Below are 11,462 nucleotides of genomic sequence, written 5' to 3'. Positions count from 1 at the left end.
CAAAATTTTGGGCATACTTCTCCGCACTTGAAATTCTACTAACTACATTTACGTTATAATTCCGTCGTTTCGATTGATCGTCGAATAGCCTCTTCGCCTTTTTCACGCTCGGCAAGAGCATACCATCAACTGTCGGTTGTGCTGTTCAGTTTGTTCCGTGTCCATTATGTGAGAGTCTTGGATTTAGGTCGGTATGAGAAGGTGCAGAGAGCATAGTATCTACCACAGCGCTACTTTTCGCGTGTGATCGATCCCCCTTTTGGTTTCCCTGTGAGAGCCAGCCGCAGCCGCATCAACTTCTACTCTTTTTTCTATATTTCGGGTACTGCATTATGAGCAGAGACTATGATGGTCACAATCAAAATATATACTTCACCAGACGCTTGATGATACGCCTTTCATATATTGAACAATGGGAATGGATTTGTGAGTAAGGGAACAGGTACCAAGTGTCCCAATTGAATTACTCAACGGGAAGCCGAGAGGCTTCCATCACTTGGGAGTGATTGAACACTTGGTACCCCGTTGAATAATCGTAACGGGGAAATCATAGTTGAAAAAATGAGCTATGTTAATATATTTTCACAGGCTGTCAAAGCGTATCAAAACGTTTCATATTACTACGAATTTTTTCATGAACGTAGCTGAAAGGGAAGGTTTTTTGAAGATATAAAATTATCGTGGATTGAAAAGGTTGAACTCAGATTGATGTTTGTAGTAAAAATGTAGTAAAAAAAGTTTTTTGTGAATTCTTAAAAAATGAAGAAAAAGCTTTGAAAGTCCCTATTTAAGGGTGGTGCGGACGAAAGGACTTGAACCTTCACACCGTGAGGCACCAGATCCTAAGTCTGGCGTGTCTACCAATTTCACCACGTCCGCATAACAAAAAAAAGTCTAAGGTGGTACGCCCTAGAGGATTCGAACCTCTGACCGATGCCTTAGAAGGGCATTGCTCTATCCAGCTGAGCTAAGGACGCGAAAGACTATATGGTGCGCCCGATAGGGTTCGAACCTATAACCTACGGATCCGAAGTCCGTTACTCTATCCAGTTGAGCTACGAACGCACAATCACCTTCTAAAATATCGTGTATCAAAGGAGTTTCAAACCAGAAACAAATGGGGTGGAATATGGGAATCGAACCCACGACCCTCAGAACCACAACCTGATGCTCTAACCGACTGAGCTAATTCCACCATTCACGTAATAAAGAATCTGTGTTTGAAAATAAGATACAAAAAGAAAAAAACATGGTCGGGGCGAGAGGACTCGAACCTCCGGCCCCTTGGTCCCAAACCAAGTACTCTAACCATACTGAGCTACGCCCCGACCTTCATCTAATCTAACCCAAGTGAGCTTAATTAGTGAGGCGAAATTATATCGGAAAGCAAGAATATTGTCAAGAGACGTGTTTATAATCGTAATGGTTTCGGCAGAAACATTGTAAAAAAGGGATTTGATGAAGGAACCAACTTGAAATTAATGTATAATCGGGACTTATTATTGCTGGGGTTGTATCAGAATATATTGCTTGTGGATGAGGTGCAAAAAAAGAATGAAGAAGTATTTTCGTAAAAAAGATATGTCCGGCGTAAACGGGGAATTCCAGCGTCGATTGGGGCTGATGGACGTTACTTTCATCGGCGTCGGAGCGGTTATCGGAGCCGGTATTTTTGTTATTACCGGTCAGGCGGCAGCTACGATGGCCGGGCCCGCTATTGTCCTTTCGTTTTTACTGGGTGCCGTTATGATCGGCATTACGGCGCTCATCTATGCGGAGCTTAGCTCGGCTTATCCGGTAGCGGGAAGTGCCTATAGTTTTACGTTCGCGTCGCTGGGTGAAGTGTTCGCGTGGTTTGTCGGGTGGAATCTGCTGTTGGAATACGGAGTGGCTACGGCAGCCGTGGCGACCGGATGGTCGGGCTATTTGCGCCGTTTTTTAGAAAACAGCATGGGAATAGAAATACCTTTGGCTCTCAGCGGTGCGTATAACCCCGGCGCCGGAACGTATATCGACATCAGTGCGTTCGGGATTATTTTAGCTATTTTCGTCCTTCTGGCGATCGGGATTAAAGAGAGTGCAAAGGTCAATACGGCTATTGTCTTGATTAAACTATCCGTTCTGGTGACGTTTGTCGTGGTCGGTCTTCCCCACGTCGATTTTAATAATCTTGTCGATTTTTTCCCATTCGGATGGGAAGGGGTTTGGCATGGAGCCGCTCTGATTATTTTTGCGTATCTCGGATTTGACGCGATCAGTACGGTAGCGGAGGAGACGAAAAATCCCACCCGTAATATTCCGTTGGGCTTGATGCTCTCGTTGGCTCTTAGCGTTGTCTTTTTTATCCTCGTAAGCTTTACCCTTACCGCAATCGTCCCCTACCAAGAATTGAATGTTCCCGATGCCCTTGCGTTTGCGCTGTATAAAGTAAATGAACCCTTTGCCGCCAATGTGATTGCATTGGGAGCGGTCATTACGATTACGACCGTTATGATCGTTATGGGGCTTGGCTTTACCCGCATCTTTTTTGCCCTCGCACGCGACGGGCTTTTGCCCAAATCACTGAGTGAAATTCATCCGAAATACAATACGCCGTATAAAGCAACTCTGATCGGGGGCGTATTACTGAGCGTTATGGCAGGACTCGTTCCTCTTAAAACGCTTGCGGAATTGGTTAATATCGGAACATTGTTCGCTTATCTGATGGTAGCGGTGGCGATCATCGTTTTGCGACGCCAAAATATCATTCAGCCGGTGTTTAAAGTCCCTGCGTTCAAGATTCTTATGCCGCTCAATTTCATCCTGATCATATTTATGATGGCGGGACTGCCGTTTGATACGTGGTTGCGTTTTATCGGATGGTCGATCATCGGTATGATGATTTATGCCTTTTACGGTGCCAAACGTGCGAAGGAAGAGGGATGAGTATATCTACGTTGCGGCAGGTGCTGACGCTGCCTGTCATCGTCATCGCGATGGGGTATTTTGTCGACATATACGATCTGATTTTATTCGGCGTCGTTCGGGTGGAGAGTCTCACCGAACTCGGATTAGACAAAGAGGGGATTACCTATTGGGGATCGATCATCCTCAACGCCCAGATGGCGGGAATGTTGATAGGGGGGATATTATGGGGGATCCTCGGAGATAAAAAAGGGCGGTTGTCGGTGCTGTTTGCCTCGATCATCCTCTATTCGGTTGCGAATCTGCTCAATGCGTTTGTCACCGATGTAGAGCAGTACGCGATTCTTCGTTTTATCGCAGGGATCGGCCTGGCCGGCGAACTGGGTGCTGGGGTGACGCTGGTCGCCGAAATTCTCCCCAAAGAGCTGCGCGGATACGGGGTCATGACGATCGCGGCGTTCGGTGTTCTTGGGGTTGTCGCGGCCAATATCGTCGCAGAGCATTTTGCATGGCGTAATGCCTATATCATCGGCGGGGTATTGGGCTTTATGCTCCTTGTTTTGCGGTTCCGTGTCCGGGAATCGGCGATGTTTGAGCATCATGTGAGCGACGATATCAAACGGGGGCAGTTTTTCGCCCTTTTTGCCCATAAAAAACTTTTTGCAAAATACATCAAAGCGATTGTAATCGGGATGCCGCTGTGGTATGTTGTCGGGGTTTTGGTGATGTTTTCTCCCGAATTTGCGCAGGCGCTATCGATCCAGGGGGAGGTGAGTGCCGGAGCGGCGCTGATGTACACCTACATCGGACTCTCGGTCGGCGATCTGGCCAGTGGTTACCTCTCCCAGCAGATGAGAAGCCGTAAAAAAGCGTATGCCGTTTTTATGGGGTTTTCCGTCGTCAGTGTCCTGTACTATTTTACACTGAGCGGGGCGAGCGCGGAAATGTTTTATATGGCCGCGTTTTTTCTGGGGGTGTTCTGCGGTTACTGGGCGCTCTTTATTACGATGGCGGCGGAGCAGTTCGGAACGAATATACGCGCTACCGTCGCAACCACGGTTCCCAATTTCGTCCGCGGCGCGGTGGTTCCCATCACGTCGAGCTTTATGCTTCTCAAAGAGAGTATGGGAGTTTTGGGATCAGCCGCTGTGGTCGGCGTAGTGACGTTTTCGATTGCGTTGATTGCGCTGTATTACACGCGGGAAACGTTTCATGAGGATTTGGATTACATAGAGGCGTGATGTACTTTTCTCTTTAGCGAGAAAAGTATAGAAGGTATTAAAACTGAATCATCCCGTCGATAGGTGACGAAGCCGTAGCGTACGGACGTTTCGGAATCCGTCCCGCCAGGTAGCTTAATCGCCCCGCGATCACCGCATTCTTCATAGCTTCGGCCATCAACATCGGATTTTGCGCCTGTGCAATCGCCGTGTTAGTCAATACGCCATCCGCACCCAGCTCCATTGCCAATGCCGCATCAGAAGCACACCCAATTCCCGCATCAACGATGATAGGCACCTTGACCGCTTCGCGTACAAACACGATGTTATAGCGATTTTGCACGCCAAGACCGCTTCCGATCGGGGCGGCGAGAGGCATGATCGCGTGCGCTCCCGCGTCTTCGAGACGGCGCGCCATGATCGGATCATCCGAGGTGTAGGCCATGATCGTAAAGCCGTCTTTGGCCAACACTTCACACGCTTTGATCGTTTCGAGGACATCGGGATAGAGGGTTTTCTGGGTATCTCCGATCACTTCGAGTTTGATCAGATCAATCCCCGTCGCTTCGCGGGTGAGACGAAAAAGGGTAATCGCCTCTTCGGCCGTCGTGCATCCTGCCGAGTTGGGAAGGAATTTGACGTTGGTACCCGCAAACGTGTCGCGCAGATTCGGTTCGTTCGGGTTGGTGATGTTGAGGCGGCGGACCGCTACGGTAATGAGTTCGGAGCCAGAGGCTAGCGTAGCCGCTTTGGTCATCTCAAACGAATCGTATTTACCGCTGCCGACGATCAAACGGCTGCCGAGAGTGTATTTGCCGATTTGCAAAGTATGCATGGATAGGCTCCTTTGAATTAATGTGGGGTTTATAGCATAGAAAATCTTAGGAATTCTACGATTCTTTGAGCAGACTGATAATGCTTAAGGGTAAAATTTCATGCTCGATGGCACGGATTTTCGTCGTGAAGCTCTCAAGGGTCTCACCGTCGCTTTTAGCGAAGGATCGCTGCATGATGACTTCCCCGCCATCGAGCTCGTCGGTGACCCAGTGTACGCTCACCCCGCATATTTTCTCGTCACTCTCGAAGCTGCGTTCGATGGCGCGGGCTCCTTTGAATGCGGGGAGCAGTGCGGGATGAAGGTTAATCGAGCGGACTTGCGATGTAAAGACGGGGGTGAGGATCCGCATGAATCCGCACAGAACGACCAAATCCGGGTCGTATTCGCCGATCAGTTCGACCAACGCCGCATCGTAACTCTCCCGGCTTTCAAATTCGCGATGATCCAGAATTTCGACGGGAATTCCAGCGGAACGGGCTTTGGCAATTCCTCCGGCTTCGGGATTGTTGGTGATGGCAGCGATGATCGCGCAATGCTTGAGGTGGAGCTTTTCGATCAGGTTGGCGAGGTTAGTCCCCTCGCCGCTAAACAAGGTCACAATGCGTTTCATAAATGGGTAATTCTTTCAATAAGGTCAAACGGTGTCAGGGCATAGTTGCCGCGATCCCAGCTTTTAGCGCCGAACGTATGGGCAAGCGATCCTTGAACGGCGGCGTCAAGAGGCTCATATCCTTGTGCCAGCAGGGCGCCGATCAGTCCTCCGAGTACATCGCCGCTTCCCCCTTTAGCCAAGGCAACGGTACCGTGCGGATTGACGTAAAAACGCTCATGGTGTCCGATGATGACATTGGAACCTTTTAGCACCAAAACGGCATTGGGATAGGCGGTGCAGAACCGTTCGGCGTAACCGAAGCGGTCGTTTTGGAGAGTGTCGACGTCGATGTCGGCGATTTCGCAGCACCGCAGAAGCCGTGTGAACTCTTTGGGATGGGGGGTCAAAATGATCCGTTGCCGCTTCAGCAATCTGGCGAGTATCGGATGAGTCAAAATATCGGCATCCAATACCATCGGCAGTTCGTTCTCCAGCAGTTGCGCGAGCTCTTCGTCGTCGAATTCGCTCCCCAGCCCCATTCCCACCGCAATGGCGGTTGTCGTAGCGGGGAGGGAATGGCTTTGCATCAGTTCGTAAGGGATACGGACGTTTTCGTTGCTGATCAGGCTAACCAGTCCGGCACCGAACCGTAACGCCGCGGAGCCGGCGATCACTGCCGCTCCCGTTTTCTCGCCGCACACGACCGATAGATGGCCGTAGTGCCCTTTGTGCGCCGAGGCATGGATGCGTCGAGGAAGGTTTAAATCCGATTCTTCCAGCAACTGCCATGAAGACGGGGTTTCGTAAAAAGAGCGCGGAACTCCCAGGTCGCATGAATCGATCTCGCCTGCAACCTCTTTGGCCGCGTCGCTGAACAGCCCCCGTTTGAGACCGCCCATCGTCACGGTCAGATCGGCACGAAAGACATGACTCTCATGCGTACCGTTCGGATAAAGCCCGCTGGGAACGTCGCACGCGATTTTGAATCCCTCCATCGCGTTGATCCGATCGATCACTTCCGCTGCGGTGGGGCCAAGAGGCCGCGAGAGGCCGCTGCCGAACATCGCATCGACAATCACGTCGTAGGCATTCCCTATCTCGGTATGGTTGATCTCCAGTGCTTCAAGGCGGGAGCGCTGCAGCTGTGCGAGAGGAGAAGAAGCCCCAAAGGGGAGATGAACGCAAACGTCGTATTCCCCAAGCAGCAGCCGTGCCAGTGCAAGCCCGTCGGCTCCGTTATTGCCGCTGCCGCACACGATCAAAACTCTCAAACCGGCAGGAAAACGACGGCAGATAGCCGCTTTCAGCGCTAGGGCGGCATGTTCCATCATAATCTCTTCGGACAGACCGAATTTGGAGACGGCACGTTGATCGAGTGAACTGACTTCAAGATAAAGGTTGCGCATGTCAAGACCTGAATTAATAAGGTTATTCGGCTATAATTATTTTTATGAACAACGATTATATCGCAATAGCCAAAAACACACTTGAAATCGAAGCGGCCATGCTCCGCGAAGCGATGGAGCGGTTAGACGGAGAAATCATCCGTGCCGTAGAGATCATTCTTTCGTGCAAAGGAAAACTGATCGTGACCGGTGTCGGAAAATCGGGTCTTATCGGGGCCAAAATCGCCGCGACGTTTGCGTCGACCGGAACGCCGAGTTTTTTCCTCCATCCTACCGAGGCTCTTCACGGCGATCTGGGAATGATCGGGAAAGAGGATGCTGTCCTTGCGATCAGCTACAGCGGCGAGAGCGAGGAACTCAGCTCAATCCTTCCCCATATCAAGCGTTTTGATATCCCTTTGATCGGGATGACCCGTAATAATGCTTCGACCCTCGGACGCACCAGCGACGTGGTGATCAACATCAACGTCAGCAAAGAAGCGTGTCCTCTCGATGCGGCGCCTACCAGCTCGACGACTCTGACGCTGGCAATGGGTGATGCCCTTGCGGTGTGCCTGATGAGGGCGCGCAATTTTCAAAAAGAGGATTTTGCCTCGTTTCATCCCGGCGGCTCACTCGGCAAACGGTTGTTTGTCAAAGTTTCTGATTTGATGCGGACGGAAAACCTTCCGATCGTCGAGGAAAGCACGTCGCTCAAAGAAGCCATTTTGGCTCTGAGCGAGGGACGTTTGGGGACGGTGATGCTGCGTGACGCGCAGGGGAAACTCTCCGGGCTTCTCAGCGACGGGGATATTCGCCGTGCGCTGATGAACGAATCGTTCTCGCTTGATGCTCCGGCATCGGCTTATGCTACGAAAAATCCGCTTGTGATTGACGATGCGACGATGTTGGCCAGCGATGCGTTGGTGCTGATCGAGAACAAAAAAATCCAGTTGCTGGTCGTTACGGACAAAACCGGCGTCATTCAGGGTGCTCTGCACCTTCATACTCTCGTGGAAGCAGGTATCTCATGATGCGTCTGAACAAATTTATCGCCCACTACTCGACGTATTCGCGCCGCGAAGCCGATCAGGCTATTTTGGACGGATATGTCCGTATCGACGGCGAGATCGAAAAAAATCCCGCGACACAGGTGGATGAGCGGACGGCAAACGTCAGTATCAGCGGCAACAAGGTGACCGCACACGATCAGTTTACCGTGATCGTCTATAACAAGCCGCGCGGTGAACTGGTAACGAAAAAAGACCCGCAGGGGCGCAAGACCATTTACGATTCGCTTGCAAAGCAGTACCGCCATTTCATCCCCGTCGGACGGCTCGACTACGCTTCGGAAGGCTTGCTGCTTCTTACCGACGCATCGCGCGTTGCGACGGCATTGATGACGTCGAAGATGGAGCGGGTGTACAAGATCAAGATCAAAGGCCCCGTTACGGATGCGATGAAGGTTGCGATGGGCGAAGGGCTCGAACTCGAAGATGCCAGCGCCGGGGCACATGAGCATTCGGAAATCGGATCGATGAATTTCGCCCCTTTTTACGCTTACCAGATCCAGAAAAACCAGGGTGATTTTTCGGTGCTCAAAGTCGCGATCGGCGAGGGGCAAAACCGCGAACTCCGCCGTTTTTTCGCCCATTTCGGTGCCGAAGTCGTTGACCTCAAACGGCTCAGTTTCGGGGGAATCGACCTGAATAATCTTCCGACCGGAAAAGTTCGCTTTTTAGAACGCAACGAATACGTCTCTTTGCGGGAATTCTTGGATGCGGTTGAAAAATCGGAAAAAACCAAACAAAAATCGGAGAAGAAGTTTCCCAAAGCCGAAGGGGAATCTGAACCGAAGTTCCTAAAAGAAAAACCGAAGCCGGAAAAAAGAGCTTTCAGCAAAGAGAAGGCAAAATCTAAATCCAAGCCGGCGAATGATTCTTTCAGCACAAATAAATACAAACCGGAAAAAAAATTTACACAAGGTGAACGCAAAAAATGAAAACATTGAAATTTCCGACCAGCCACAAAACGCAGCTAATGGATATCAGCAATGAGGTGAGTGAAGCGGTCATTACATCAGGTGTCAAAGAGGGCATTTGTGTCGTTTTTACCCCCCACACGACGGGAAGCGTATTTTTGTTTGAAAATGCCGATCCGAATCTTCGCCGCGATCTGCTGGCTGCATTGTCCAAAACAATTCCCAGCGACGAGCATTACACCCATGTAGGCTCCAATGCCGCCGCCCACCTGAAATCTTCGCGCATGGGCGCATCCGTGACGATCCCGGTCCATGGCGGGCGCCCGATGTTCGGGAAATGGCAGGGAGTGTTTTTCGGCGAATTCGACGGCCCAAGACAGGAACGCGAAGTAGTCATCAAGGTTATTGCGGGATAACGTTTTTGGACTTCACCTACCTCCTCCGCCCTAAAAGCTTCGACGAAGTTGTCGGGCAGGATCATTTATGCTCATCCGATGCTCCTCTGCGCACTTTGTGCGAAGGGGGAAATCTTACCCACTCTTTTTTCTACGGTCCTCCCGGTTCGGGCAAGACCTCTCTGGCGCGTATCATCGCTGACGTGATGGATTTGCCGTTTTACGAATTCAACGCGACCTCGCTCAAAATCGAGCAGCTTCGCAAAATTTTCGACCAATACGAAGGGGCATTGACCCGGCCGCTGATTTTCATCGATGAGGTACACCGCCTTGCAAAGAATCAGCAGGAAGTGTTATTGCCGGTTATGGAAAAAAACAGCGTGTTAGTTATCGGGGCATCGACCGAAAACCCCTATTTTTCGCTAAATGCGGCGATGCGCTCGCGCTCGCTTTTATTCGAACTGCGCGAAATCGGTTTGGATGCGTTAGAAAATCTGTTAGCCAGAACAGGCGTGGAAACGGACGAAGAAGCGCGCGAATATCTGGTGGCAAGTTCGGGCGGAGACGCCCGGGCGATGCTCAAACTGCTTGAAGTCGCAGTGGCGCTCAACAAACCGATTACGGTGAAATTGCTCAAATCGCTCCGCCCCGCCGCACAGGCACGGGGAAGCTCCGAAGCGGGGGTGCATTACGACCTTGCTTCCGCCCTCATTAAGAGCATTCGAGGCTCAGACCCCGATGCGGCGGTCTATTACCTCGCCCGTCTGATCGAGGGGGGAGAACCTCCCGAATTTATCGCCAGACGTCTCGTGATCCTTGCCAGCGAGGATGTGGGAAATGCCAATCCGCAGGCGCTGACGCTGACGACTTCGGCCATGACGAGCGTGAAGCAGATCGGCTATCCCGAAGCGCGGATCATCCTCTCTCAGGCGGTCATCTACCTGTGTGCCTCACCGAAATCAAACTCGGCCTACAACGCAATCAATGCCGCACAGCAGGCTGTCAGAAACGGCGTTATCCTCGAAATTCCCGAACACTTGCGCCAACAGCACAAAGGGTATCTGTATCCGCACGACGCAGGCGGATGGGTGAACCAAAAATATCTCTCCAAGCCGCTCAAATTCGTTGAATTCAAACCGATCGGTTACGAAGCGAAGATGGGGGAGTGGATTGCAAAAGTGTGGAACAGTTCCAAAGAGTAAGAAATCTGAATGATGTAAATGAGCCGCGCGCGAAGCAGTAGTGCGAGAGTCGCGCGTAGCGAACCATCAGTCAGATGAGGTTTTTTTGGTTCCTTTTTTTGCCGGAACAAAAAAAGGGACATAAGGATTTAGATGCTGTAATACGTCGCCTCTTTGTGATGGACGACGAGCGCCGTCGTGCTCTGTTCCGGGTGAATCTGGAAGGTTTCGCTGAGGGTGATCCCGAACTCTTCGGGGCGCAACAGATCAAAGATGATTCGGCTTTGTTCCAAATCAGGGCATGCAGGGTAGCCGAAGGAATAACGTGCCCCCTGATAGCGGTTCAATCGGACGTCGCGCAGGCTGAACCCTTCATCGTCGTGCGCGATGTTCAGGTCTAACCGGATTTGTTTGTGCGCCACTTCCGCCAAAGCCTCAGCCAGCTCCACCCCAAATCCGTGCACCATGTTGTATTCGAGATATTCATTATTGGCGTACAGCTCTTTTTCATACTCGCTAAATCTATCCCCCACGCTCACACAGGTAAGCGGCAAAACATCATCGCGCGTATGGGCGAAAAAATCACTCAGCGCGCGGTGAGGCGCTTTGCGCTGACGCGGAAATTCGAAGACGTATTTGGCATTGCCGATCACTGCATCCAACGGCTGTCGATTCGCATTTTCGTCACTATTCCACCCGCAGCTTTCATCGAAAATCAGCAGCTCTTGGTCGCTGCTGCGTACGGGATAGTATCCGTAAATTACCGTAGGGTCAAACAGTCCCCGTTTGACGATCTCTTTTTTGATCCGCTCATACGCGGGATACACTTTGCTCTCAAGGAGCTTTTTATACTCATTGGCGTCCATGCCGGCACGTTTGTATCCCCAGTGCATTTTAAAGAGGCTACGGCGGTTGATCCACTCGCACACCATATCAAAATAAAGCTGCTCTTTGCGCAATACCCGT

The 11,462-nt window shown here is 51.0% G+C and carries 10 protein-coding genes and 5 tRNA genes; 6 read left to right on the top strand and 9 right to left on the bottom strand.

Annotated elements, in window-relative coordinates:
• Window positions 1-794: 794 nt before the first annotated feature.
• The 5 genes from JU82_RS00295 to JU82_RS00275 form a co-directional block, all read right to left on the bottom strand.
• A tRNA-Leu gene (locus JU82_RS00295) sits at window positions 795-879 on the bottom strand.
• Between the two features lie 21 nt (window positions 880-900).
• Window positions 901-977 (bottom strand) — tRNA-Arg (locus tag JU82_RS00290).
• Between the two features lie 11 nt (window positions 978-988).
• Window positions 989-1,065, bottom strand: a tRNA-Arg gene (locus JU82_RS00285).
• A gap of 53 nt (window positions 1,066-1,118) precedes the next feature.
• Window positions 1,119-1,195: transfer RNA gene (locus tag JU82_RS00280), tRNA-His, on the bottom strand.
• Window positions 1,196-1,250: 55 nt separating this feature from the next.
• Window positions 1,251-1,328, bottom strand: a tRNA-Pro gene (locus tag JU82_RS00275).
• A 226-nt stretch (window positions 1,329-1,554) separates the two neighbouring features.
• Here JU82_RS00275 and JU82_RS00270 point away from each other — a divergent pair.
• Window positions 1,555-2,925 (top strand): amino acid permease, encoded by a 1,371-nt coding sequence (locus tag JU82_RS00270; protein ID WP_037945473.1) that lies wholly within the window; start codon window positions 1,555-1,557, stop codon window positions 2,923-2,925.
• Window positions 2,922-4,145, top strand: coding sequence for an MFS transporter (locus tag JU82_RS00265; RefSeq protein WP_037945471.1), 1,224 nt, complete (start codon window positions 2,922-2,924; stop codon window positions 4,143-4,145). The genes JU82_RS00270 and JU82_RS00265 overlap by 4 nt, the downstream gene beginning before the upstream one ends.
• 37 nt (window positions 4,146-4,182) lie before the next feature.
• On the opposite strand, the gene JU82_RS00260 is transcribed toward JU82_RS00265, so the two are convergent.
• From JU82_RS00260 to JU82_RS00250, 3 genes are read right to left on the bottom strand one after another with little or no spacing between them, the layout of a single operon-like run.
• Window positions 4,183-4,959, bottom strand: coding sequence for a thiazole synthase (locus tag JU82_RS00260; RefSeq protein WP_037945470.1), 777 nt, complete (start codon window positions 4,957-4,959; stop codon window positions 4,183-4,185).
• A 55-nt stretch (window positions 4,960-5,014) separates the two neighbouring features.
• Window positions 5,015-5,572 carry a phosphoribosylglycinamide formyltransferase gene (purN, locus tag JU82_RS00255; protein WP_037945469.1) on the bottom strand — a complete coding sequence of 186 codons (558 nt, stop codon included), beginning with the start codon at window positions 5,570-5,572 and terminating at the stop codon, window positions 5,015-5,017.
• Complete coding sequence (locus tag JU82_RS00250) at window positions 5,569-6,960, bottom strand: NAD(P)H-hydrate dehydratase (protein ID WP_037945467.1); 1,392 nt, start codon at window positions 6,958-6,960, stop codon at window positions 5,569-5,571. The genes purN and JU82_RS00250 overlap by 4 nt, the downstream gene beginning before the upstream one ends.
• A 44-nt stretch (window positions 6,961-7,004) precedes the next feature.
• Here JU82_RS00250 and JU82_RS00245 point away from each other — a divergent pair, with 44 nt between their 5' ends.
• From JU82_RS00245 to JU82_RS00230, 4 genes are read left to right on the top strand one after another with little or no spacing between them, the layout of a single operon-like run.
• Window positions 7,005-7,973: a KpsF/GutQ family sugar-phosphate isomerase gene (locus JU82_RS00245; RefSeq protein WP_037945465.1), complete on the top strand. Its 969-nt coding sequence runs from the start codon at window positions 7,005-7,007 to the stop codon at window positions 7,971-7,973.
• Window positions 7,970-8,941, top strand: coding sequence for a pseudouridine synthase (locus JU82_RS00240; protein WP_037945463.1), 972 nt, complete (start codon window positions 7,970-7,972; stop codon window positions 8,939-8,941). The genes JU82_RS00245 and JU82_RS00240 overlap by 4 nt, the downstream gene beginning before the upstream one ends.
• Window positions 8,938-9,336 (top strand): secondary thiamine-phosphate synthase enzyme YjbQ, encoded by a 399-nt coding sequence (locus JU82_RS00235; protein ID WP_037945461.1) that lies wholly within the window; start codon window positions 8,938-8,940, stop codon window positions 9,334-9,336. Before JU82_RS00240 ends, JU82_RS00235 begins: the two co-directional genes overlap by 4 nt.
• Window positions 9,337-9,341: 5 nt before the next feature.
• Window positions 9,342-10,517, top strand: a complete 1,176-nt coding sequence (locus JU82_RS00230) for a replication-associated recombination protein A (protein ID WP_037945459.1) — start codon at window positions 9,342-9,344, stop codon at window positions 10,515-10,517.
• A gap of 128 nt (window positions 10,518-10,645) precedes the next feature.
• On the opposite strand, the gene JU82_RS00225 is transcribed toward JU82_RS00230, so the two are convergent.
• The coding region (locus tag JU82_RS00225; protein ID WP_037945458.1) for a vitamin B12 dependent-methionine synthase activation domain-containing protein at window positions 10,646-11,462 on the bottom strand (817 nt) is incomplete at its 5' end.

It is taken from the genome of Sulfuricurvum sp. MLSB (assembly GCF_000747095.1).
Classification (GTDB): domain Bacteria; phylum Campylobacterota; class Campylobacteria; order Campylobacterales; family Sulfurimonadaceae; genus Sulfuricurvum.
The sequence above is the reverse complement of the archived record's forward strand: the minus strand, read 5'-3'. Positions and strand labels throughout refer to the sequence as shown.

Excerpts from the sequence above, each read along its gene's own strand:
- JU82_RS00270 (WP_037945473.1), top strand. The coding sequence starts at position 1,555 with ATGAAGAAGTATTTTCGTAAAAAAGATATGTCCGGCGTAAACGGGGAA.
- JU82_RS00265 (WP_037945471.1), top strand. The coding sequence starts at position 2,922 with ATGAGTATATCTACGTTGCGGCAGGTGCTGACGCTGCCTGTCATCGTC.
- JU82_RS00260 (WP_037945470.1), bottom strand. The coding sequence starts at position 4,959 with ATGCATACTTTGCAAATCGGCAAATACACTCTCGGCAGCCGTTTGATC.
- purN (WP_037945469.1), bottom strand. The coding sequence starts at position 5,572 with ATGAAACGCATTGTGACCTTGTTTAGCGGCGAGGGGACTAACCTCGCC.
- JU82_RS00250 (WP_037945467.1), bottom strand. The coding sequence starts at position 6,960 with ATGCGCAACCTTTATCTTGAAGTCAGTTCACTCGATCAACGTGCCGTC.
- JU82_RS00245 (WP_037945465.1), top strand. The coding sequence starts at position 7,005 with ATGAACAACGATTATATCGCAATAGCCAAAAACACACTTGAAATCGAA.
- JU82_RS00240 (WP_037945463.1), top strand. The coding sequence starts at position 7,970 with ATGATGCGTCTGAACAAATTTATCGCCCACTACTCGACGTATTCGCGC.
- JU82_RS00235 (WP_037945461.1), top strand. The coding sequence starts at position 8,938 with ATGAAAACATTGAAATTTCCGACCAGCCACAAAACGCAGCTAATGGAT.